Genomic DNA, 22,657 nt, shown 5'->3' with positions numbered 1-22,657 from the left:
AGCCGATCTGAGCGTCGACGTTATGCTGTGCCTGCGGCATTGAGTGCTCGGGGTCATTGGGCGATGCCGCGTGCCGCCCGCTGGATCGCGGTCGTGCGGAGTCGTGTTCAGGAGTTGTTGGATCAGCGCCTGCCGTTGACGATTCTTGCCGCACCGCCCGGCTACGGCAAGGCCGTGGCACTAGTCCAATGGCTCACGACACCGCGAGGCCGATGACGTTTCTGATCTGGTCGGCACGGTCCTGCAACCGGCCACCGGACTGCTGCGGCTGCTGCTGAAATAGCTGGTCGAGCGGGCCAGTTGGAGAACCGGCTCAGGAGGCGTTATCGTGGAGATATCTGTGACAGCCGTCACATGCGAATTGACGTAGTTCTCACCACCCCCGAGCGGTGCGCCGATTCAGCTTCGACTTCCGGTGCGGACACCCCGATTACCGGCTGATTGAGGGGAAAACGCGATGAGCGCACCCGTTCCAGAGTCCCACGGCCCGTTAGGCAGTGGCGATGGTTTCGTCCAGCTGTTGACGCCGGAAGGCGAGCGGGTCAGCCATCCCGATTATTCCTACGACGGTGACGTTGACAGCATTCGCGAGTTGTTCCGCGACATGTTCTTGATGCGCCGCATCGATTTCGAGGCGCACGCGCTCCAGCGGCACGGCGAGCTCGGCCTATGGGCACCGGCCCAAGGCCAGGAAGCCGCCCAAATCGGTTCGGGTCGCGCAATGCGGCCGCAAGATTTTGCCTTTCCGACCTACCGCGAACACGGTGTCGCGCTCTGTCGCGGCGTCGACCCTGCTCTCCTGCTGGGCCTTTTTCGTGGTGTCGAACTTGGCGGCTGGGATCCGGCCGCCAACGGATTTGCGCTCTACAGCATCGTCATCGGTGCGCAGACCCTGCACGCGACCGGTTATGGCATGGGACTGACTCTGGATGGCCTCGTTGGTCAGAATGACCCCGAGCGCGACGCCGCTGTCATTGCCTACTTCGGCGATGGCGCAACCAGCCAGGGAAGCGTCAGCGAAGCATTCGATTGGGCCGCGGTATTCAACGCGCCGGTCGTGTTCTTCTGCCAAAACAACCAGTACGCGATCTCAGTGCCCTTTGATCGACAGAGCCGGGTGCCGATTGCCCAGCGTGGCGCTGGTTTCGGCTTCCCCGGTGTGCGGGTTGACGGCAACGATGTACTCGCCTGCCATGCCGTGACTACCGCCGCATTGCAGCGAGCCCGCGATGGTGAGGGACCGATGTTGATCGAGGCCTACACCTACCGCATGGGCGCACATACGACCTCCGACGATCCGAGCCGCTATCGCCCGAGCGCCGAGGTCGAGGAGTGGAAGCTCAAGGATCCGATCGAGCGGGTCAAGCGTCACCTACTGGTCAGTGGCACCCCGATGCAGTTCTTCGACGATTTGGAAGCCGAAGCAGAGGAGCTCGGCAAGCACCTGCGCGCCGCCTGCAAGGCACTCCCCGAGCCTGACCTCGAGTCGCTGTTCGATCTTGTCTACGTCGATGGAACGCCAGAACTCGAAGCGCAGAAGGCTGAATACCTCGCCTTCAGAGCAGGGTTCGCCGACGAGGGGAGCCCCGCATGACCAAGATTGCCACTGAAAAAATGCCACTGTCGAAGGGCGTCAACGCCGGCCTTCGGGCCGCGATGGAGCGCGATGACAAGGTGCTCATTATGGGCGAGGACGTCGGTCGTCTCGGCGGCGTCTTCCGTGTCACCGACGGACTGCAGAAGGACTTCGGCGAAAGCCGCGTCATCGACGCGTTGCTGTCTGAGAATGGAATCCTCGGCACCGCTGTCGGCCTGACCTTCCGTGGCTACCGCCCGGTCGTTGAGATTCAGTTCGATGGCTTCGTCTACCCCGCGTACGACCAGATCGTCAGCCAAGTTGCCAAACTGCACTTCCGCAGCAAGGGCAAGGTCAAGATGCCGATCGTGATCCGCATACCGTTCGGCGGTGGCATCGGTGCAGTTGAGCATCATTCGGAAAGCCCCGAGGGACAGTTCGCGTTGACCGCTGGGCTCAAGGTCGTGTCCTGCTCGAACGCCAATGACGCCTACTGGATGATCCAGCAGGCGATCGAGAGCGATGACCCGATTGTCTTCTTCGAACCCAAGCGACGCTATTGGGATCAGGGCGAGGTCGATCTCGAATCGACGCCCATGCCGCTGCACGCTTCGCGCATCGTTCGTGCCGGAACGGACGCGACGTTGATGGCATACGGACCGATGGTCAAGACCTGTTTGGAGTCCGCCGATGCGGCCGCCGAGGACGGCATTGAGCTCGAAGTCATCGACCTGCGCACACTGTCACCGCTCGATATGGCGCCGATCCATGAGTCGGTACGCAAGACCGGTCACGCAATTGTCGTCCACGAGGCGGCGCGGATGCTCGGCCTTGGTGCCGAGATTGCGGCGCGTGTTTCCGAGGAATGCTTCCATTCATTGGAGGCTCCGGTGTTGCGGGTGACGGGTTATGACATTCCCTATCCGCCGAGCCGGATCGAAGATGAATTCCTGCCCAGCCTCGACCGCATCCTCGATGCCGTCGACCGTTCGCTCGCATACTGAGGAGTGTCGATGAACCAGTTCAAACTCCCCGACGTCGGCGAAGGCCTCACCGAAGCTGAGATCATTGAGTGGAAGGTCAAGGTCGGGGATGTCATCAAGGTCAACGACATCATCGTTGACATCGAGACCGCCAAGTCGATCGTCGAACTCCCCAGCCCCTACGAGGGTGAGGTCAAAGCGCTCCTCGTGCAGGAGGGCCAGACCGTCGAGGTCGGCACCCCCATCATCCACATCGCCTCCGCTGACGAGTCACTCACTGACGCCGACGAGTCACTGACAGACGGTGCTGCCCCGGTTGAGGAGCGCAATCCGGTATTGGTTGGCTACGGTCCTCGCACGACCTCATTGAAGCGACGCGCGCGTAAGGCGTCGGTCGCATCGGTTGATGTGGAGAAAGTTGCTCAGCGTACGCCCCCGGCACCGGTCGAGCCGGTCGAGCCGACGCGTCCATTGCGCGTGCTGGCTAAGCCGCCCGTGCGTAAACTGGCCAAGGATCTCGGCGTCGACCTGAACATCGTACCGGCTGCCGGCGACATCATCACCAGGGCCGATGTGGAGGCATTTGCCACGAGACGTCATCCCGAACGGACCGCGGAGCCTACGAACGGGATGACGTTAGGCGGCGAAGACATCCGCATACCGATCAAGGGTGTGCGCAAGATGACCGCCGCCGCGATGGTGTCTTCGGCATTCAGCGCTCCACATGTCACCGAATGGGTCACGATCGACGTGACGCGGACGATGGATCTCGTGGCTCGGCTCAAGCAGGACAAGGCATTCGCCGGGGTTCGTGTCTCACCGCTGTTGATCGTCGCCAAAGCCATATGTGTGGCCATGCGTCGGACGCCTGAGCTCAATTCGACCTGGGACGATGCCGCACAGGAGATCATCCAGAAGGGCTCAATCAATCTCGGCATTGCTGCCGCGACACCACGTGGACTGGTCGTTCCCAACATCGTTGGAGCCGATCGTATGTCGATGGCCGACCTCGCGGTGGCACTCGGTGAACTGACCGCGACCGCACGCGAGGGCAAGACGCAACCAGCGCAGATGGCTGGCGGCTCGTTTACGATCACCAATATCGGCGTCTTCGGCATCGACGCTGGTACGCCTATCCTCAATCTAGGCGAGGCTGGCATTCTTGCGGTCGGCACGATCGCCAAACGTCCCTGGGTAGGGCCCAACGACGAGATCGTCGCACGCTGGGTCACAACGCTGGCGATGTCCTTCGACCACCGCGTGGTCGATGGCGAGCAGGGTTCGAAGTTCCTCGCCGATGTGGCCGCAATATTGACCGATCCGGCGGTCGCGTTGACGTTCTAGTCGACCTCTAGACTAGGCCGGTGAGCCAACTGTCCGAGGATCGTTTCAAGGGCGGCTTCGGCATCTGGTTGATTGCGCTCAGCGTCTACCTCTTGGCGGTGTTTCACCGTTCGTCGATGGCAGTTGCGGGGCTTGCTGCGACCGAGCGCTTCGGCATATCTGGTTCGCAACTGTCGACCTTCGTCATGCTGCAGTTGCTGGTCTATGCGGCCATGCAAATCCCCGTCGGGCTGATGTTGGACCGATTCGGCTCGCGGCGGGTCATGGTCACCGGCCTGACGACGCTGACCCTCGCACAGGCCGGTTTCGCGTTCGCCGAATCTTATCCGCTGGCATTGCTGGCGCGGCTGTTCGTCGGTGTCGGCGACGCCATGATCTTCGTATGCGTGCTTCGGCTCGTGAATATGTGGTTCCCGGCTCGACGCATACCGCTGGTAACCCAGATGACCGGTGTTCTTGGTCAACTCGGCGCGATCGCGGCGGCCGTGCCGATGACCATCGCACTACGCGATCTGGGTTGGACGAGGTCCTATCTATTGGCCGCCAGTCTCGGCATCGTCGTGGGCATTGGCCTGTTGCTCTTCGTCCACGATTCACCGGACGAACGATCATCGTCAGGGCCTCCGCTGTCGTTGACCCAAGTCCGCCGGAGCCTTGCCGAGTCATGGGCGCAACCGGGGACTCGACTCGGGCTGTGGACGCACTTCACGACCCAGTTCAGCGCGACGACGCTGGGGCTCTTGTGGGGCTACCCATTCTTTGTCCAGGGTGAAGGCCTATCCCAAGCGCAGGCTGGCGTCCTCCTCACCTTGTTGGTCGTGGCGGTCATGATAGCCGGGCCGATCCTGGCCTGGATCATCACGAATCATCCATGGCATCGTTCGACGCTGGTCATGAGCATCATTTTGTCGATTGTGGCGACCTGGACCGTCGTACTCACCTGGCGAGGCAACGCGCCGATTGTGCTGCTGGTGCTCTTGGTGATCGTCGTCGGAGTGGGTGGCCCCGCATCCATGATCGGCTTCGACTTCGGACGTACGTCCAATCCGCAGAGCCGACTGGGCAGTTCGACCGGCATCATCAATCAGGGCGGCTTCATCGCGAGCTTGATTCTGATCGTTGCGATCGGCTTGATCCTCGATTGGCGAACACCGGGTAGAAGCACCGATTACACACCGGACGCTTTCCGCTGGGCAATGTCTGCGCAGTATGTCCTGTGGACGCTGGGGCTCATTCAGATCTGGCGTTACCGGGTCAAGACTCGCGCACAACTGCTTGCTGAGGATGCCGAGGCCAAGGCCAAGATGACCAAGCTGGCCTAACTGGTCAGGGACGCTTCACGAACATCGCGGCGATCTTGCCGTTGGCTTGATCGAGGCGGCCGATCTCCTCATATCCGCGGCCAGCATGGAAGGCCAGTGACGCATCGTTGGGTGGGACTGCGTAGACCTCGAGGGTGACCGGCAGGGTCCGTTCGATTTCGTCATAGAGCAGCGCGGCAACACCGCGACGCCGGAAACCGGGTGCCACGACAATCCGATCGAGATAGCAGTGCTCCGCGAAGCGTTCTTCGAACCACCCGTAGTTGATCGAGTCGTATGTTGACTGCGGCGCGATCGTGATGACGAACCCGGCGATCTCGCCGTCGACCTCGACCACCAGCGCGTTATCGGCCAACCCGATGATCCACTCGAGCCGTTCGAGATCGAGCGCGCCGACGCCTTCGAGTGCACCCTGATTGAGGGCGAGCACCGTGTCGAGATCCTGGGCGCCGATCGGACGGATCGTCATATCGCGAAATCGATCCCGGTGGCATGCTCCGACGCGGTCCAAATCATGTCGGCCAGATCGGCATCGCGGGCGTATCGGCTCATCCCGACTAGCTTGGGCGCGCCGCGCATCTGCCGCAGCTGGGATGGACCGACGTATTCGCCACCGGTCAAGCTCTCATCGGTGGCGGCCATCAGCAACGGCCACGCACCCATTGCTGCCGGTTGAGCGATGATTTTGGTGATCTGATGCATGCCCATCGAACCGAGCCGGTTGCCGCCGAGCCTCGGGCCGGCCGCGGTCAGATTGGTCGCGGCGTAGCCCGGATGGGCGCCGACGCTCTCGACGTCGAGGCCCTTCGCTTTGACCCGGCGATCAAGTTCGAGCATGAAGAGCAGGTTGGCGAGTTTGGCTTCTCCGTACGATTTCCAGCGGCTGTAGCGACGCGGTGACCCCTCGGTCGTCAGCGAACGAATGTCGATCCCATGGACCCAGGTATGGGCAAATGAGGCGACCGTGACGACGCGGGTATTGCTCTTCAGGAGTAATGGCCAAAGGGTTGCGGTCCAGGCGAAGTGGCCGAGGTGGTTGGTACCCATTTGAAGCTCGAAGCCATCGACGGTCAACCGTTGTGGCGCGGCCATGACTCCGGCGTTATTGATCAGGATGTCGAGGTGGTCGATCGAGCTCAGAACCGACTGCGCGGCGGACTTGGTTGCCGTGAGGTCAGCAAGGTCGAGTTGGACGACGTCAATGTCGGTGCCGGGAGCTTCGCGCGCAATCTGCTCCAGAGCCTTCGCCGCCTTGGCATCGTCGCGTGCCGTCACGGTCAGCGCCGCACCCTGGCGGCCGAGTTGGATCGCCGCATTGACGCCCAGCCCGCCGGTCACCCCGGTGATGGCCGCACGTTTTCCACTCAGATCGGGTATGTCCTGCGTCGACCAACTCATGGTCCCAGCGTAGGTCGTCAGAACGTGAGGGTCATCGCTGCCAGCGCCGACGCAGCGAGTTCGCTGTCACCTTCGACCGCGACCTCGACTTGATCGGGGCTGCGGCGACCTGCGGCCAAGATGTTGAAAACCTCGGTGCTCATCGATAGGGACGCATCGGGCCGACCGGAAAACTCCTTGGCCGGCTTCGCCCGACCGTCGTCCCCGACGACAACCGTGCTGTCGAATGGCACCTCGCCAGTGACCCGCCACTGCACGGATGTACCTGCCGGCGGCCGGACTTTCTTGCCGACGATATAGGCCATGGCAGCGGCAAATGAGTGCGTCGTGACTTGGGCGCCGATCGAGTCGAGGCCACCGGGTCGTCCGACGGCACGGCGGATGTCCTGCTCGTGTACCCACATGTCGATGCATCGGTTCCGCAGCAATGTGTCCCATGTCCACTGCACACCGCCGGGGGTCATGCTCGGGTATGCGTTGGGGTCATCGGGCAGCGGGTCGAGCGCCGCCGAACGAATCGCCACGGCGGCGGCAAACTCGTCGATGAGTTCGTGTGTTGTCGCAGCGCGTCGCGCTTCAACGCCCGATTGGGTGTAATCGGCGCTGATCGACGACGTATTGGAATCAAGCTCGCCGGCCTCATTCGTGGTCAGGACATGCTCTAGATGGGCCAGATGGGCGGCGACGTCCTGGACGCTCCAGCCGGGACAGTCGCTCGGCTGGGACCAGTCAGCGCCGGTCAAGTCACGAAGCAGCGCCAGTGTCGAGTCGGCACTGTCACGCCAACCGCGTACGTAGATTTCGAGTGGATTCATGCCAAGCTCCTTGTGGTACGTCGTCCCCACCAAGTCCAAGCCGCGAGGAGGACGGCAATAAGTGTTGCGATGCTGCCGACGCCCTTGCCGACCACAGCATTGCGAAAGTCGGGCAGATCGGCATAGCCGTAAACCGCGGTGTCGAGGGCCTTGTCGCGCGGCGTGCACGCCACTGTGTATGTGCCTGGTTTGGCCTCGATTGTCGTGCTGATCATGTGCCACTGTCGATCGCCAGCATTGTTGAGCAGATCGAACTTGGCGGCCTGAATGTCGAGTGCCTTCTCTGGTTTGCTGTGGCAAGTCACGTCGCGCTCCTGGACGATGTCGGTGAAGAACGCGACACCATCCTTGGGCACATCAACCTTCATGCCGCTCTCGATCCGTGTTACCGGAGCCGCATGCAGTGGTTCCCAGGACGTCGAGCCGATCCACGCGGCGGCCACCCAGCCGAGCAATGCCAATAGGAACGCCGCGAGATACATCAGAGGATTCGTTCGCACCGGACCATCGTGCCATGGGGGTACTAAGTGAGCTGGCTGCTGGCGCTATGCGTCGCGTCGCATGTCGCCACGAATCGGGTTTTTGGCTCAGCGAGCCTGTCAGGTCGGCTCGGGCCAGTTCGCGAGGGTCTCGAGGTAGCGGCCTCTGACCTCGGCGATGTGCTCGTCGAGGTTGTCAGTCGTCCAATCACCGACGTCGATCGGGGGAAGCACCGCAATGTCGACGACGCCCGGTCGGATTGTCGCCGCGTCCCGCCACATGAGCTCACCGGCATTGCGGATCACGATCGGGATGATTGGCACGCCGGCCTGCATCGCCAGGTGAAATGCGCCCTTCTTGAACGAGTCGAGTGCCGGCGTCACCGATCGGGTCCCTTCCGGGGCGACGACGACGGAGATGCCCTCGCGAAGCTTGCGCACGGCCGGATCGAGCGCCGTGCGGGGATCGGCCGAGCCGGAACGGTCGACAAACGCCACGCCGGCGGCGCGAAACGCAGGCCCGAAGAACGGGTCGTTGGCGAGCTCCTGCTTGGCCACCGCGGTGAACCCGCCACGCAGCAGCTTGCACAGGACCGGCATGTCGAGTTGGCTCTGGTGGTTGAACAGGAACACCGCGGGCCGATGGCTCCAGACGTGTTCTTGGCCCTGGGTGTTGAGCCGCACGCCGACGAGCGGAAGGGCGAGGTCGCCGGTCAGCGAGAAGACGGTGTCGAGCCCGACCTGCTTGTTGCGGTTGAGCAGACCAAACGTGAGGCCCGTGCCCATCGCAGTCGCCATCGCTCCGTACGCCGCGGCGGTCCTTGCGATCTGCTTGACCGGCGGTCGGCCCCGCTCGGAGAAAGCGGAGATCGGCCACTGGACCTTCTGTGCGTGGGCGAGCAGCCGCTTGCCGGGATTGACCGCGCGCGGGTGGCCGACGGTGGCGAGGAACGGGACGTCTTCGTCGCCGTTGGAGTAGGCGAAGCTCTCGTCGAGCCGGATCTTGTGCTCGGTCGCGAAGTCGAGCACCGCCTCGGCTTTGCCCTCACGCCACATCGCCTGGCCGCGAGCTTGGCCCGTGAGCCGGCCCTCGGCGTCGACCTCGGCATCACTGCACAGGACGTTGTCGATCCCCAGTGCGCGTGCTGCGGGTTCGACCTGGAACCGCGAGGCGGAGGAGGCGAGTACGAGCGTGTGGTCCATGAACTCGTGGGCGCGGATCAGCTCCCAGGCCTCGGGGAAGACTCGACCGGCGATCTGCGTCTCGAAGATTTTCGCGCCAATCGTACTGAGCTCGTCGATCCGTCGGCCGGCCAGACTTTGAAAGACCGAGCCCAGGAACCGTTCGAAATCTGACTCCGTCGTGATGCCGCGGACTAGGTGACCGATTGTGCTGAACAACTCAACCGGCCCGATCTCGAAATTGCGGAGACGATGGGAGTAGAACGCGCTGGCCGAGAAACCGTGGATCACGGTCCCGTCGTAGTCGAAGAACGCGCCGATCGACGGCCCGCGAGGACCGGCGAGGACGTCGGCGACGGCGTCAGATGACGACACCGGCCACCTCCGCCCGCCGGGATGCGTCGAGGGACTCGACGTTACGAGTGCTGGCGACCAGCTGGCCGGCGCGACGGGCCGAGATGCGTCGGAGCTCGCCGAGCTCCTCGCCGCCGGTGTGCATCAGTCCGTAGTTGTCGGCGAGCTGGATCGCGGCGCTGAACAACTCTCGGGACAGGGATTCCGGACCGTGGAGCCGGCCCTGGAGCAGCATCTGCTTGCCGACCGCCTCGCAGTCGTTGAGGAGGATCTTGGCCTCGGGCTTCGCGTCGGGGTCCATCGCTGCGAGCCGCTCCAGCACGACGAGCTGGGCGTCGAGGAAGGAGCGCAGCACGCGGTGCGCCATCAGGAATCCGGCATCGCCGAGGAGGGCGCGGACTTCCTCGGGAGTTTCCGCTGGACGACGACCGCCGTCGGTGATCAGGGCCAGCTCCTCGGTCAACTCGGCCTCATAGGTGTCCCTGTCGGGGAAGAAGAACTCGAACTTGAGTTGGTCCCGCAGCCGCTTGGCTTCGGCCCAGCCCTCGGTCCGCAGATCGTCGGCGTGGCTGTCGGCTGCGTGCAGCATCGAGAGCTCGACGATGGCCCGGTTGATGAACCAGTGGATCGCGTTGTTGCGGTAGAACGCTGCGTCGAGGTGCTTGCCCGGGGCGATCGAGAAGACCGGCTCGACCCCCTTGCCATACGTCGTGACGACGCCGGCGCGATCCAGTTCGGTGAGGACATGGTTGATGCCGGCCGGATTGGTCAGCACCTCGAGGCCGATCGTTGGGATCTTGCGGGCTTCGACATAGTCGAGGATCGGCGCGAGCACGGTGCCGATCTGTTCGACGGTCAGTGCCTCGTCGCGAACACCCAGTAGGGCGAGGGCCATCAGGGCGTTGGCCGTCACCGGGGCTGCACGGTTGATCCCGACCGCGACGTCGAAGGCGATCTTCTGCAGGGCGATACGCTGCTCGCCCTCATCTGAGCCGGCAGGAGCCAATCGGTCGCGTACGGGGAACGGGTCGCCGAAGCGTACGTGCACGGATCCGGACCGGCCGCGCTGGGAGCGGGCGTATTTGGCCAGCCATGCCAGTCCTTCCTTCTTCTTGGTGCCGCCGGACTGCTCGTCCGACATGGCTGAGACCTCGGGCAGACGTTCATACGTGATGGAGACAGGGACAAGGTAGACGTCCTCGGTGCGGCCGCTCTGCAGGGCCGTCGCCACGTAGCGGAGCAGCCCGAACTTGGGTGGGCGGAGCTTGCCGGTCCGCGAGCGGCCACCTTCGAAGTACCACTCCAAGTTGAAGCGCGTTGACAGCAGGTGGCCGAAGTATTCCTGCACGACGGACTTGTAAACCTGGTCGTCGCCGAAGCTGCGGCGGATAAAGACTAGGCCCGCGCGACGGGCCAGGGGGCCGAACGGCCAGAAGTTGAGGTTGCTCCCGCCCATGACGTGGTTGCGAGGGAAATCGTGGGCCGCGAGGACGCCGGCGAGGACCAGAGGATCGGTGTAGGAGCGGTGCGATGGCAGGAAGATCAGGGGATGACACCGGTTGAGGTCCCGGAGGTGCTCAAGGCCGCTGTCGTCGACGTCAACGTGCCACGTCTTGGAGTGCAGCGGGCTCATGATGCCTGACCACAGGTCGGTGGCGATGCGGCTCTGGACCGCCACAAGCTCGTCGAGGCAGCCGGCCGCACGTTCGCGGATCTGCTCCTCGGTGAGGTCGAGCTCCTTGGCGAGAACTGCCAGCTCTTCGCGGTAGTCGGCCCGGTCGAGGATCTGCTCGGCAACGAGGCGCGGCACCTTGTAGCGCTCGCCGATGACCTGGCGCTCGGACCGGGCGAGGGTCACGACGGCGGCCCGGCGGACGTAGCGGGCGAACGCGACAGGTTCGGGTTGGCGCTGGGTCTCGACCTCGTAGCGTTGGCGTAGATCGACCAGCGTTGCTGGCTCGCCGACGATGACCCGATATCGATCGGGTTCACGGTCGGCGATGCGGCGCTGCCTTCGTTGTCCGGGCCGATGCGGGTTGGCGAGGGCTGCGAGGTCGGACCACCGCGTCTGGCGCGCGCCGTCGCGCTCCCGGGGGAGCCACACGACTTGCAGCGGCGTAACGATGCCCGCGCCTCGTTCGGGCAGCCCTTCGGCCAACTCGTCGAGCGTGCCTCGCAGCATCCGCACGCTGCTTGCGTCCTTGAGACCACCGCCGTCGACCCACCGCTGGATCAGGTCGTGTTCGACATCGGTTGTCGCCACGGCCAAGACAAAATGCACCGGATCGTCAGTCAGAGATACGGGATCCGGGGACATTTGTCGACCCTACCCCCGAACCGGCGAACGACACGGTGAACAGCAACGCAAACGACGAAACCCCTCACCGAACGATGAGGGGTTTCGGCAGACGCTGGGGTCAGAACGCTGCTTCGTCGAGATCCATGATCGAATCGTCGATGTTCTCAGCAATCAGACGCTCACCGGCGAGCTTCGGCAAGACGTTGCGGGCAAAGAACTGCGCGGCGGCAACTTTGCCGTCGTAGAAGTTCTTGTCCGCTGCCGAGACGTCGCCGCCGAGCTTTTCCAGTGCGACTTCAGCACCACGCAGCAGTAGCCACGCCACGACGAGGTCGCCGAGAACATATACGAGACGAGTCGTGTTCAGACCCACCTTGTAGATGTTCTTGATATCGCCCTTTTCATCGGCCGGGTTCGCGGTCATGAGGTCGGCGAAGGTTGCGCCAATGATCGCCTGAGCATCTTCGAGACCCTTGGCGAGCAGTTCGCGTTCGACCTTAAGCTGACCGTTGCCAGCCTCGCTCTCGGCGAAACCTTGGATCTCCTGGGCGAGATGGCCGAGCGCTTGACCCTTGTTCTTCACGATCTTGCGGAAGAACAAGTCCATACCCTGGATCGCCGTGGTGCCCTCATAGAGCGTGTCGATTTTGGCGTCACGCACATACTGCTCAATCGGGTAGTCCTGCAGGAAGCCCGAGCCGCCAAAAGTCTGCAGCGACTCGGTGCCCAGGATTACCCATGAACGTTCAGAGCCGTAGCCCTTGACCAGCGGCAGCAGCAGATCATTGATCGATTCGGGCAGTGAGGTGTCTTCGCCCGCAGCCTCGGCCAACATGATCTGGTCCTGCCAGGTCGCGGTGTAAAGCAGCAGTGAGCGCAAACCTTCAGCAAACGACTTTTGCATCATCAGCGAGCGGCGTACGTCGGGATGGTTGGTGATCGCGACGCGCGGCGCGGCTTTATTGGCCGATTCGGTGAGATCGGCACCTTGGACGCGCTCTTTGGCGTAGTCCAGCGCGTTGAGATAACCAGTCGACAACGTCGCGATGGCTTTGGCGCCGACGAACATACGGGCGTTCTCGATGACGCGGAACATCTGATTGATGCCGTCGTGGACCTCGCCGAGCAGCCAGCCCTGCGCCGGGGCCTCGTCTCCGAAGGTGACCTCGCAGGTCGTGGACACCTTGATGCCCATTTTGTGCTCGACATTGGTCACATACGCGCCATTGCGCTCGCCGGTGAGCTCGCCGGTCTCGTGATCGAAGTGGAACTTCGGCACGAGGAACAGGCTCAGTCCCTTGGTGCCGGGGCCGCCAACGCCCTCGACGCCGACCGGTCGGGCGAGGACGAGATGCATGATGTTCTCGCTCATGTCGTGCTCGGCCGAGGTGATGAAGCGCTTCACGCCCTCGATGTTCCAGGAGCCGTCCTCATTCGGGAATGCTTTGGTACGGCCGGCGCCGACGTCCGAGCCCGCATCGGGTTCGGTGAGGACCATTGTTGAGCCCCACTGCTTCTCGACCATGAACTGGGCGAACAACTTGTCGCGGTCATTGCCGTTCTCAAACACGATGCGCGCGAACGCGGGGCCGGCGGCGAACATCCAGATGGCCGGGTTGGCGCCGAGGACGAACTCGGCGGTCGACCACACGAGAGAAGCAGGCGCCGCCTGGCCGCCAAGGGCCTCCGGAACCTGCAGACGCCACCACTCGGCTTCCATCCAAGTCTTGTATGACTTGGCGAACGCGGGGTTCATGGTGACGGTCTTGGCGGCTGGATCATAAACCGGGGGATTGCGGTCGGCGTCGCTGAACGACTCTGCGAGCTCGTCTCGGGACAACCGATCGACTTCACTCAGAATGCTCTTTGCCGTCTCGACATCCAGATCTTCGAAGATTCCGGTGCCGAGCACGTGGCCGCGGTTGAAGAGTTCGAACAGGTTGAACTCGATGTCGCGGAGGTTGCTCTTGTAATGGCTCATGGTTGCCCATCCCTTTGGGAGATCAGTCTTTACGGATTGTGCGCTGCGGTCACAGTTTGCTACTGACAAGTAACTTAAGTATCCGCTCTTGTTGCAGCACAGGCAAGTCTGGAGACCAATTTCGAGTGTGGGCTATACAACACGGTTATGTCGCTCAGTGCACTGACGAAGGCGCTGTTCAGCGCGCGCTGAGCCAGGCGGGGAACTCGGTTAATGACGTAAGCACGGCGGCTGCACCCTCAGCACGCAGCTCTTTGGCAGAACTCGGTCCAGTCGAAACGCCGAGCCCGATGACGCCGGCAGATCGTGCGGCCTCCATGTCATGCACGTGATCGCCGACGTAGATCGTGGCCCCCTCGGCCCGAAGTACGTCTGCCTTACCTTCGCGCCACGCACCGCCGAACACATCAGCTGGGTCGAAGCCGAACCCAGCCACATGGGATCGGGCGTGGATGACGTTCTTGGCGGTGATGACAATGGCGCGGCCCGATTCGCGTACGGCCGTCAGGGCCTTGAGGGCGCCGGGTAGCGGCCCGATCAGCGGTAGGGCGTACTCGGCGTAGAGCGAACGGTAGAGCTGGACCATGTCGTCGATGCGCTCGGCAGGGAACCAGTTGGCCAACTCGATCTCCAGCGGCGGGCCGAGGCGAGTGACGACTAGATCGGCGTCGATGGGGACGCCGGTCCGGCGGGAGATTTCCTCATACGTCGCCCGGATACCTGGACGGGAGTCGATAAGCGTCATGTCGAGGTCGAATCCGACGAGGAGATCACTCATAAGTCGAGCCTATCGGTGCGGTCGACGGGCAGGAGTTTGTTGGTGACTATGTAATAACCGAACTGCTGATCGTTTCCTTATCGAACCGTGCGGCTGTCAGGTGCCTGGTTATGCTGGTGAGGCTTTTATGTTGGAATCTTCGGCGGAATCATTGTGAACCGGCAAGTTTTGGTGATGGGTGTCGCTGTTGTTGTGCTGGCGTGTGGGTTGTCCGCATGCGGCAGCGATAGCAAGGCTGCTCCCAAACCAACGGCGCGACCGCGACAATGCCGGCTGTTCCGGTTCAGCCGAAGGGCGCCAACGGAGTCACCTACGACATCCAGAACTGGGATGACTACGCCAACGCCCCGGTGATCCTGGCCATATGCGCCGCCGGCGTACTCATTGAGCTAATCCTGGAAAACTCGGCTGGGCGACCCGCATGGCATCGCCGGTGATTTCCGAAAAGTCGAACGGGTCACCTGTGCGCGCCAGCATGGTTAGTAACCTCCGTATTTCCGCATTGTCGTCAGCCAGTTTAGTGCGAACAGCAGGAGTCGGTGCAAGGGTACGCAGTTGCTAACCCCGGGTTTCAAACAAACCGGGGCAGACCCGGCGCCGACAGCGCACGGTCGACTCCGTTCTTCTTCGAGCGTGTACTCCTCGAGGAGTCAGCCAGCGTTCTTCTTGTCGTATGCGGTGATCTTCTCGTCGATCTCCTTGGCCCACTTCTGGACGTTCTCGGGAGTTGCCGCGTTGAGGCGCGCTTTATTGGTGACGATGATGCGGACCATGCGGCCTGGAAGTGCGACCGCGGCCTCAGCCTCGTCTTTGCGTATGCAGAGGAAGCCGCCGCGCGGTAGGTCGGTGAGGGACGTGCACTGGCGAGCCTTGGCCTTCTGGTCCGCGAGCAAAGACTGTGTGTCAGTGAGATTGGAATCGAAGGCGCGCAGCTGTGCGTATCGGTCGGTGACGCTCGAGTTGGAGATTTGGCAGCTCAGCCCGGTTCCGGCGCGGCTCTTGGCCGATGAGAGACCACCGGTTGAGAACACGTCTGTGGTCCCCGTGACGGCCTTGACGGTCGCGCTGCTCAACAGGCCGCAGGCGACAGGGGCCGAGGTCGAGTCGTCGGACTGGCAACCGGCCAGCGCCACCGCGCCGACGACGGCCGTCAGGAGCGCGGCCCCTGCGCTACGCGTCGCGCTACTTGTCATATGTCAAGGTCGGATCGGTGAAGTACTTCATGAACTCGGACTGACCGGTGATCGTCAACACTTGGCTGCTGGGGTCGCTCTCGTTGTATCTGGTCCACGCGTTCTGCATCTTCTCCACATCGTGCTTCTCGTTTGCAGTCATCTTCGATGTGTCGATGTTGTGGCCGTCCGCGTCGTAGAGACGAGGGTCGACGTGATCGCCGACGAGCACATCCTTCGGCATGCCCTCCCAGTGCCCGTACTTCTCGGTATTCTGCGGGTTGAGGTAGCCCTGCTGGACCAGTGAATCGATCGCGTTGGTCTGGATCTTTTGGTCGATCGACATGGCATTGGCGTCGACGTACGAATCGGTGTCGGGAGCTGCCGCGACGCCCGACTTCAGCGCGTCGATGGCCTCGCTCTTCATCGTGTCGACCGCCATCTTGGTGAACTCATGCGCTCCATCGCCCAGCAGGCCGCCAGCGCCCGGGATAAATCCCGCCGTGACATCGATCGCCTTCGAGAGAATGGCTGCGCGCTGCTCATCGGACTTGTCCTCGTCGGCCGCCAAGGACAGACCTTCGTTGAGTAGCAGGCCCATGACCTTGCCGTTGCGCTGCTGGGTGCCTTCGAGGCCCGCGTCCATCAGGTTATCGATCGTGTGGGGACCTTGAACGTGACTCAGCTGATCGGTGATCTCGGACTTGCCCTGGAGCATCATGGCCGCGGTCAAGGTCTCCAGATCACCCTTGTCGTCCAGACGCCCGAGCTCCCCGAGGACCCGTTTCAGCGTGTCGCCAGAATTTTCGCCGAGATCGAGGTGAGTCGACCCGTGCGTCGCCCCATAGCCGGCCAGTTCATGGTAGATGTCGCCCGTGTAGCCTGCCGCGATTGCGCCGAGGCTGTCAGTCATATTCGGGCCGATGTGCCATTCGCTGGTGGCCCAGCCATCGGCCTTGCCTCCATACTTCGCGATGTTCTCGAAGAGCTTGTTGGCGATCTCGGTGCCATCGGCGGTGCGCGAGTCTTGTCCTACGGTCGCTGCCTGCAGGGCCAAGCCCAACCCATCACCATCGTCGCTCTTGTCGGCGACGTCCCACGTGCGCGCGTCGCCGCCGCCGAGGAGGTAATCCATACGCTGGTCGAGGTTCTGCGACGAGCCCTCGTACCGCCCGTGGAAGAAGTCTTGGGCACCTACCGGAGAGTGTTCCATGCCGCCGAGCAGGTTGGCCAGGCCATCGGTTGCCCGCGTGCCATCCATCCACTGGCCGCGGTAGGTACCGGAGCGATCGTAGGTGCGTTGGTAATCGGGTGGATCGTTTGGGTCGTAGATGACATCGGAATCGCGCGGTCCCCACACCGCACCGTCCTGGCCCTTCTCCCACTCGTACACCCGACCAGTGAGCTCCGAGATGAAGTCAGGGTCGTAGGCCGACTGGTGGCCGCCGGCCTTGACGAGCAGTGTGAGCGCCGACGCGTCCTGCTTGTGGTCGCCGTCAGCGATGTTTTCGTTAATCGCGTCAAGTCGAGCGGTGGCGGCCTGAATCTGATCCAAAGTGACGCCGTTGCGATCTTCGCCATCAATCGCGGCATTGAGAGTTTTGGCGTCGAGACGTGACTGTGCGTTCACGAGGCTCGTCAGCGCGGGGTTCAGGTAGGGGGCGCCCATAAGAACGACGAGATCCGTAGAAATTTCTGGGTGATCCTCAATATACGTTTCGACCTGGTCGTCTGTCATGGTCGAAAAGTCGGGGAGTGTGCCGTTGTTGATGGCGTTCTCGTATGCCTTGCGCTTGTCGTCGTCGGTCAAGGTCATGTCCGGCCAGAGTGATTGCTTCTCCAGCGGGATCAGGCCGGCACGAAACAGCGCCCTCACACTTTCCGCTGTCGGCCCCTGGTCGAACTTCGTGGCGATCGTGTCGGAATCATCATCGACTTTCGCCACCGCATTCTTGTATGCACCGTTGAGTGCGGCCTTGGCATCTGCCCAGCCGTTTTCCCACGCATCCACGGGAGTTATTTCGTTGCTATTGGGGGTTGCCATCATCGGAGGACGCGGGCCCGCCTGCGCCCGCAGACGGTCATTGAGCTTCGTAACCGTGTCATCGAAGGTGTCGACATAGGTGGCATATAAGTTGAGCAGACCGACCGCGTAATAGCCCGCCCGTTGAAGATTCCGCGGGACCTTCGCGCGCTCCTGCGTATTGGTGCGAGTTCCCGCTTTGATGTCGCCCTCGACGGCATCAGCCACCTGCTGGTCGTCACCTTCAAGCTCACTGGACAAAGCCGCAATGACGTCAGCGTTCCTCTTTGGGTCCTCTGCTGCAGCACGAATTTTGTCTCCGTCGTCGCCCTCATGAACATCGATCTGGTTGTAATACCTGAAATACGTGATCATTGCTTACCCCCCGGGATGCAATGCAGTTATGGCGTGCGCTGAGCATTCTAACGTCTGCCATGCCGCGACGCTCCATCTGTCGGATCTCAATCTTCCTGGTGTGCACTGACGCCCCATGACTGGCAGCGCGGGTACTCGTCCCGTGGAGCCAGTCGGATCAGCGCCACCTTGCTCTTCCCGCCTTCATCGAGGACCGTGTATTGCACCGGTGGGCCGGGCTTGGCAGCTGAGCCCTTCTTTTGATTGCTCTGAGCATGGCGATCGAAGCAGGCGACGATCGTCGTGGACTGCTTGTTGTTTTCGGATGCATCGAGCCGGATCCACGAGGGGCCGGTCACCTGATTGCCCCGAAGTCCGCCGTTGGTGTCCGCAACAACCTGCTTGAGCTGCGCGCCCATGGCGAGGGGAAAATAGCTCTGAGCAACTGCTTCGGCCTGGGCCCCGTCGCGCTTCTTTTCCGGCAACGTCGTGACATAGGCGATGTAGCGCTGGATGGCCTGGATGCGCGGATCGGTTGAGTTGGCGTCACCGGCCAACTCCCAAGTGATCGGCGCGGATTTGGGCCCGTCGATGGGTACGGTCGGCGCTGCAGTTGGTGACGAGGATGCTGTCGTGCTCGGGCTCGGCTTCGGTTCCGACGACCCGCAACCACCCAGGGTGACAGCGACCGTGAGAACGGCAGCAGGCACCGCCTGCCGATAACGATGCGACATCAGTTGTTCGACCCGATCTTGTCTTGATTGTCGCCGGAGGCGTTCTTGACCAGTGCAGAGCCTGGGTGCGCCTCACCTGGGTTCGGCAAAGGCTTGAAGTAGATGGTCACTGCTTTTCCCGGTAAAGATGGCGGTCTGGATCCGTTGGCGCAATTGGAGTTCGGTCAGGAGCCCTCGATATCAGCCCTTTGTCGGTGCCTTGCGGGCCCATTCGTCGCACTCTCGCTCGGCTGCGGACCGGTACGGACGGATGACGCCTATGGAAGCAACGCTGTAGACCTTCCAGCGCCGTACCCCCTTATCGACGACTTTGGTGACGTAGTATTTCGACGCCGTGACGTCGTCCACGTGCAATTTCGGAGTCGAATCAGTGGACTTCGTGGAGGTCAGGTCTTGACACACGTTGATCTCACGGGCATCGCCCGGGTCGGGTCCGATGTTCGTCTTGAACGTGTGTGGTGTCGAGAGCCAGTACCTACGCGGACCGACGAAATGTTTAACACGATCGAGCCTGACGGCTTCGTAACGGGTGAGCCGTTGTCCGCCGGTCGTGACCGCCCCATACAGCGGCGCCAACGACATCCGATCGTTGGTCGATTCAACTGCCACGTTGAGTGCGAGGTTGTATCGAACGGCAGCGACCATCTCCCGTTCTGATGGCGTATGGGTCTTGTCTAATCGCCAGCTGATAGGTGAACCGTTCCGGCCATCGAGTGGAATCTTTGCGATGGAGTCCTGAAAGTCCACCGCTTGGGGAGAAATCGGAATCGTCGGCGTTGCCGCCACGCTCGGTGTCGATGGGTTGGCCTGATTGCCCTGCTTGTCACCGCACCCGGAGAGCACCAACGACACGGCCGAGACTGCCGCGAACCAGGTCAGCAGGGCTCTGGCTCTACTTGGCCGGGTGGAACGCATCATCAGTGACCTGCTCTCGTCCGGGTTGGTAGGGCTCGCGCGGATCGTCGGGATGGAACTTCAGGTGATTTTTGGCGTTCTCACGTGCCTGTGCATTGTCGCCATAGAGCCAATTGACCGACTTCTCATCTGAACGCCAGCCATTGCTGTCCTCACGGTCAGCGTCGACCGCAGCGCTGCCGTAATGGATCCTATGGCTCTCCCCGTAAGTCTCGTGAACCGAGATCTCGTCGCCATTGGGTCGGCCGCGGTTATAGTCGTTCTGAAAGGTGTTTGCCAGCGAGTTTAACTTTTCGGTGTTGTCGTCGGCCTTGATCTGCGCGAGGGACTTGAGCGCGCCGTCGTCGTACAAAACTCCGAGCCGAGGGTCATCCTTGTATGCCGGACCAACCAAGTTCGAAAAACGGTAATTACTTTCGTACTTCGTGTTCTCAAGACCGCTCTGGATCACCTCGGTTCGCTGCGCGGCGGTCAGGTGTTCGAAGTCGGGCACCGTTTGCTCCTCGAAGACGCTGTCCCAGATGGGCGCGGTGCCAGCACGGGCGATGCTGAGGAACGGAGCCGCGGCCGGGAATGCCGCCGAGGCGCCAGTCGTGATGACAGCCGTCGCGAAATTCGCCGCGGCCTTCGAGGAGGCGATCGAGCGGTTGGCGGCCAGTATCTTGGCCTCATCGCTCGCCGCGTCCGTTTCATACAGATCACAGGCATAGTCGACGTCAGCGGCATGGATACGTCCATCGGCATTTCCAGCCCATGACAGCGCACTGCGTAGGTCTTCGGAAGGACGGGGACCGCCACTGTTGCTGGCATGCTGAATTAGATCGTTGCCGTAGGCGCGGATGCTGGCCTGGAAACGGATCGGATCGGTGTCGTCGTTGGTGCCGCCAGTTCCAGCGATAAAGCGCAGGAACTGTTGTTGGTCGTCTGAGTTCATCGAGACCTTGAGGTCTAGCGGTCGCCCGATAACGTCGGTCGTATTTGCCGACGTGCCCTCGTTCGTTCCGTCGTCGCCGAAGGTGTCACGCCAGGTGATGGCAGTGTCGACGACCGCATCAGAGATGTCTTCATGCATGACCTTGTTGTAGACGTTGGGATCCTGGGACACCTCCTTCATGACGGCCAACGCAGCTTTGGCCTGGCGCTCGGTACCGCCACCTTCGGTGTTGCCATCGCCGCCGGCGCCCGGATCCCGATCGGTGGCTGCGTGAATCAGATCGCTCGCGCCGTCGGCATCGTTCCAGTTGAGTCCGAGGACAGCTTTGCGGTCGTTGTCGTCGAGCATGATGGTGGCTGAGGCGTCTTCGTTGCGAGAGGCCAGACTCAGAAGGTCACTGACTCCGTCGTCGGCAAGCTTGTCGTGAAGTGCCTGCAGCTCGGCCGGGGTGGAAAGACCATCGTTGTAGCTGCCCGTGGACATCTGCGAGTGGGAGAGTCCGCCGGCGCTGCCGAGAATCGCGTTGATGTCTTGCTTCGCTGTGATCGCCTGATGAGCGAGGTCCGTGCTGAACTGTTCGCCGCCCTCAACCTCATCGGAAGCACTCGTGATCAGCTCCGCCCAGCCATTGAACTTATCGAGGTTGTGAATGGTCGAGAACGATCCGAGCGATGCTCGATCTGTAGGAACTTCGCCCGAGCGATAGCCTTCGTGCTGTTCGCCGATCCGCATACCGACCAACTCGCGGATAGCCTCCGGGTATAACTGCCCCGACGGGTTATCCGGGGTGCATACCATTCCGGACGGCGTAGCGCCGTCTTCTTGAACCGCCTTGTTCGTGTAGTTGAAAATGGCATCGGCGACCGGTGACATCGCGGACCGGGCGATTGAATCTTTGGTCGATTGAGGCATGCCGCCGGGGGCGTATGTCTCGACGGCGGTATGGATGGTCTCTGGCAGTTTGGCAAGGTTGTCAGCGCCGACAGTATTCGTCCAAGTCGCGATGTAGTCAGCTTCGGCCTTGGTCATCTTGCCGCCGTCTGAGATCTTCTCGTTGATCGCATTCAGACGTTCGGTTGCCTGGTTGATCTCAGTGATCGTGTCGCTGTCGGGATCGCCATCGATCGCGTCATTGATCGTTTGGGCGTCGATGCGAGCTTGAGCCCGGACCAAAGAAGTTAAGGCGGGGCTCAATTGACTAGCGCCCATTATTGCTACGAGATTGGTAGAGAGTTCGGGATGGTCGCTGATGTAGGCCTCAACATCATCGTCGGTCATGGTCGAGAAGTCGGGGAGCGTGCCGTTTTTGACGGCGTTCTCGTAGGCTTGACGTTTGTCGTCGTCGCTCAACTTCAGGCTCGGCCACAATGATTGCTTATCGAGTGGGATGAGCCCGGCACGGAAGAGCGCTTTGACGTTCTCGGCGGTGGGGCCTTCATTGAACTTGACGGCAACCTCATCGGCCTGATTATCGACCAAGTTGACAGCATGGATGTACTCCGGACGAAGCGCGGCCTTTGCCTCGTTCCAAGACTGGGTCCAGAGATCCTCAGTTCCGATCAAGGCGTCGGCGTATGCCTGCATGGTCGGCTTGTTCCCGGCCTTCTCACGCAGTCGTACATTGAGTTTGTCGACGGTGCTGTCGAAGGCGTCGACATGGGAGGCATACTCGTTCAGCAGCCCGACCGCGTAGTAGCCCGCCTTTTGAAGATTCTCACTGACGGACTTGGCATCCCTGGCGTTCTTGCGTGTGCCTTGCTTGATGTCGCCCTCGATCGCGCCGGCGACTTCTTTGTCGTCGCCTTCGAGTTCGCTGGATAGCGCGGCGATGACATCGGTGTTCTTCTTTGGGTCCTCGGCCGCGCCGCGGATCGCATTGCCATCGACGCCTTCGTGACCGTCGATTTGGGCATAATGCTTGAAAGAAGTGACCATTGCTTTACCCCCGGTAGGCACGTCGTGCGGCCGTATTGCTCGTGTATGTGAGACGAATCTGCCGGGTCGCATGAGGACG

General features: G+C 62.0%; 19 protein-coding genes. 6 read left to right on the top strand and 13 right to left on the bottom strand.

What is annotated here, in order from left to right; all coding sequences use genetic code 11:
- Positions 1-27 precede the first annotated feature (27 nt).
- The 5 genes from AC2YB9_RS17145 (at position 28) to AC2YB9_RS17125 (ending at position 5,225) form a co-directional block, all read left to right on the top strand.
- Entirely contained in the window at positions 28-216 is a 189-nt protein-coding gene (locus AC2YB9_RS17145) for a hypothetical protein (protein ID WP_487266575.1), read from the top strand.
- A 241-nt stretch (positions 217-457) separates the two neighbouring features.
- Positions 458-1,594 (top strand): pyruvate dehydrogenase (acetyl-transferring) E1 component subunit alpha, encoded by a 1,137-nt coding sequence (pdhA, locus tag AC2YB9_RS17140; RefSeq protein ID WP_487266574.1) that lies wholly within the window; start codon positions 458-460, stop codon positions 1,592-1,594.
- Positions 1,591-2,580 (top strand): alpha-ketoacid dehydrogenase subunit beta, encoded by a 990-nt coding sequence (locus AC2YB9_RS17135; RefSeq protein ID WP_487266573.1) that lies wholly within the window; start codon positions 1,591-1,593, stop codon positions 2,578-2,580. The genes pdhA and AC2YB9_RS17135 overlap by 4 nt, the downstream gene beginning before the upstream one ends.
- Before the next feature lie 9 nt (positions 2,581-2,589).
- A complete protein-coding gene (locus tag AC2YB9_RS17130; protein WP_487266572.1) occupies positions 2,590-3,903 on the top strand; it encodes a dihydrolipoamide acetyltransferase family protein in 1,314 nt (437 codons plus the stop codon).
- A gap of 20 nt (positions 3,904-3,923) precedes the next feature.
- Positions 3,924-5,225, top strand: a complete 1,302-nt coding sequence (locus AC2YB9_RS17125) for an MFS transporter (protein WP_487266571.1) — start codon at positions 3,924-3,926, stop codon at positions 5,223-5,225.
- Positions 5,226-5,229: 4 nt separating this feature from the next.
- Here AC2YB9_RS17125 and AC2YB9_RS17120 read toward each other — a convergent pair whose 3' ends face one another.
- From AC2YB9_RS17120 to AC2YB9_RS17085, 8 genes are all read right to left on the bottom strand, one after another.
- On the bottom strand, positions 5,230-5,694 hold the full coding sequence (locus AC2YB9_RS17120; protein WP_487266570.1) for a GNAT family N-acetyltransferase: 465 nt from the start codon (positions 5,692-5,694) through the stop codon (positions 5,230-5,232).
- Positions 5,691-6,623: an oxidoreductase gene (locus AC2YB9_RS17115; RefSeq protein WP_487266569.1), complete on the bottom strand. Its 933-nt coding sequence runs from the start codon at positions 6,621-6,623 to the stop codon at positions 5,691-5,693. Before AC2YB9_RS17115 ends, AC2YB9_RS17120 begins: the two co-directional genes overlap by 4 nt.
- 17 nt (positions 6,624-6,640) lie before the next feature.
- Positions 6,641-7,438: a maleylpyruvate isomerase family mycothiol-dependent enzyme gene (locus AC2YB9_RS17110; RefSeq protein WP_487266568.1), complete on the bottom strand. Its 798-nt coding sequence runs from the start codon at positions 7,436-7,438 to the stop codon at positions 6,641-6,643.
- A 357-nt stretch (positions 7,439-7,795) separates the two neighbouring features.
- Positions 7,796-8,029 (bottom strand): hypothetical protein, encoded by a 234-nt coding sequence (locus AC2YB9_RS17105; protein ID WP_487268639.1) that lies wholly within the window; start codon positions 8,027-8,029, stop codon positions 7,796-7,798.
- 8 nt (positions 8,030-8,037) lie between these two features.
- Entirely contained in the window at positions 8,038-9,474 is a 1,437-nt protein-coding gene (locus AC2YB9_RS17100; RefSeq protein WP_487266567.1) for an HAD-IB family hydrolase, read from the bottom strand.
- Positions 9,461-11,770 carry a glycerol-3-phosphate 1-O-acyltransferase gene (locus AC2YB9_RS17095; RefSeq protein WP_487266566.1) on the bottom strand — a complete coding sequence of 770 codons (2,310 nt, stop codon included), beginning with the start codon at positions 11,768-11,770 and terminating at the stop codon, positions 9,461-9,463. The genes AC2YB9_RS17100 and AC2YB9_RS17095 overlap by 14 nt, the downstream gene beginning before the upstream one ends.
- Positions 11,771-11,870: 100 nt before the next feature.
- A complete protein-coding gene (locus AC2YB9_RS17090) occupies positions 11,871-13,733 on the bottom strand; it encodes an acyl-CoA dehydrogenase (RefSeq protein WP_487266565.1) in 1,863 nt (620 codons plus the stop codon).
- A 178-nt stretch (positions 13,734-13,911) separates the two neighbouring features.
- Positions 13,912-14,511, bottom strand: a complete 600-nt coding sequence (locus AC2YB9_RS17085; protein ID WP_487266564.1) for an HAD family hydrolase — start codon at positions 14,509-14,511, stop codon at positions 13,912-13,914.
- Between the two features lie 266 nt (positions 14,512-14,777).
- Here AC2YB9_RS17085 and AC2YB9_RS17080 point away from each other — a divergent pair, with 266 nt between their 5' ends.
- Positions 14,778-14,948, top strand: coding sequence for a hypothetical protein (locus tag AC2YB9_RS17080; protein ID WP_487266563.1), 171 nt, complete (start codon positions 14,778-14,780; stop codon positions 14,946-14,948).
- 213 nt (positions 14,949-15,161) lie between these two features.
- Here AC2YB9_RS17080 and AC2YB9_RS17075 read toward each other — a convergent pair whose 3' ends face one another.
- From AC2YB9_RS17075 to AC2YB9_RS17055, 5 genes are all read right to left on the bottom strand, one after another.
- Positions 15,162-15,704, bottom strand: a complete 543-nt coding sequence (locus AC2YB9_RS17075) for a hypothetical protein (RefSeq protein ID WP_487266562.1) — start codon at positions 15,702-15,704, stop codon at positions 15,162-15,164.
- A complete protein-coding gene (locus AC2YB9_RS17070) occupies positions 15,694-18,081 on the bottom strand; it encodes a hypothetical protein (RefSeq protein WP_487266561.1) in 2,388 nt (795 codons plus the stop codon). Before AC2YB9_RS17070 ends, AC2YB9_RS17075 begins: the two co-directional genes overlap by 11 nt.
- An 86-nt stretch (positions 18,082-18,167) precedes the next feature.
- Complete coding sequence (locus AC2YB9_RS17065; protein WP_487266560.1) at positions 18,168-18,794, bottom strand: hypothetical protein; 627 nt, start codon at positions 18,792-18,794, stop codon at positions 18,168-18,170.
- Between the two features lie 180 nt (positions 18,795-18,974).
- Positions 18,975-19,712 (bottom strand): hypothetical protein, encoded by a 738-nt coding sequence (locus tag AC2YB9_RS17060; RefSeq protein ID WP_487266559.1) that lies wholly within the window; start codon positions 19,710-19,712, stop codon positions 18,975-18,977.
- The gene (locus AC2YB9_RS17055; RefSeq protein ID WP_487266558.1) at positions 19,687-22,578 is read right to left on the bottom strand and encodes a hypothetical protein; all 2,892 of its coding nucleotides are present in this window, start codon (positions 22,576-22,578) and stop codon (positions 19,687-19,689) included. The genes AC2YB9_RS17060 and AC2YB9_RS17055 overlap by 26 nt, the downstream gene beginning before the upstream one ends.
- Positions 22,579-22,657 lie beyond the last annotated feature (79 nt).

Source organism: Aeromicrobium changchenzhani, from assembly GCF_057586615.1.
This window is presented reverse-complemented; position numbering and strand designations above follow the sequence as displayed.

Bases quoted from the DNA above. Each gene is read 5' to 3' on its own strand.
- AC2YB9_RS17085 (WP_487266564.1), bottom strand. From the start codon at position 14,511: ATGAGTGATCTCCTCGTCGGATTCGACCTCGACATGACGCTTATCGAC.
- AC2YB9_RS17095 (WP_487266566.1), bottom strand. From the start codon at position 11,770: ATGTCCCCGGATCCCGTATCTCTGACTGACGATCCGGTGCATTTTGTC.
- AC2YB9_RS17130 (WP_487266572.1), top strand. From the start codon at position 2,590: ATGAACCAGTTCAAACTCCCCGACGTCGGCGAAGGCCTCACCGAAGCT.
- pdhA (WP_487266574.1), top strand. From the start codon at position 458: ATGAGCGCACCCGTTCCAGAGTCCCACGGCCCGTTAGGCAGTGGCGAT.
- AC2YB9_RS17110 (WP_487266568.1), bottom strand. From the start codon at position 7,438: ATGAATCCACTCGAAATCTACGTACGCGGTTGGCGTGACAGTGCCGAC.
- AC2YB9_RS17080 (WP_487266563.1), top strand. From the start codon at position 14,778: ATGCCGGCTGTTCCGGTTCAGCCGAAGGGCGCCAACGGAGTCACCTAC.
- AC2YB9_RS17060 (WP_487266559.1), bottom strand. From the start codon at position 19,712: ATGATGCGTTCCACCCGGCCAAGTAGAGCCAGAGCCCTGCTGACCTGG.
- AC2YB9_RS17070 (WP_487266561.1), bottom strand. From the start codon at position 18,081: ATGATCACGTATTTCAGGTATTACAACCAGATCGATGTTCATGAGGGC.
- AC2YB9_RS17115 (WP_487266569.1), bottom strand. From the start codon at position 6,623: ATGAGTTGGTCGACGCAGGACATACCCGATCTGAGTGGAAAACGTGCG.
- AC2YB9_RS17075 (WP_487266562.1), bottom strand. From the start codon at position 15,704: ATGACAAGTAGCGCGACGCGTAGCGCAGGGGCCGCGCTCCTGACGGCC.
- AC2YB9_RS17055 (WP_487266558.1), bottom strand. From the start codon at position 22,578: ATGGTCACTTCTTTCAAGCATTATGCCCAAATCGACGGTCACGAAGGC.
- AC2YB9_RS17065 (WP_487266560.1), bottom strand. From the start codon at position 18,794: ATGTCGCATCGTTATCGGCAGGCGGTGCCTGCTGCCGTTCTCACGGTC.
- AC2YB9_RS17120 (WP_487266570.1), bottom strand. From the start codon at position 5,694: ATGACGATCCGTCCGATCGGCGCCCAGGATCTCGACACGGTGCTCGCC.
- AC2YB9_RS17135 (WP_487266573.1), top strand. From the start codon at position 1,591: ATGACCAAGATTGCCACTGAAAAAATGCCACTGTCGAAGGGCGTCAAC.
- AC2YB9_RS17090 (WP_487266565.1), bottom strand. From the start codon at position 13,733: ATGAGCCATTACAAGAGCAACCTCCGCGACATCGAGTTCAACCTGTTC.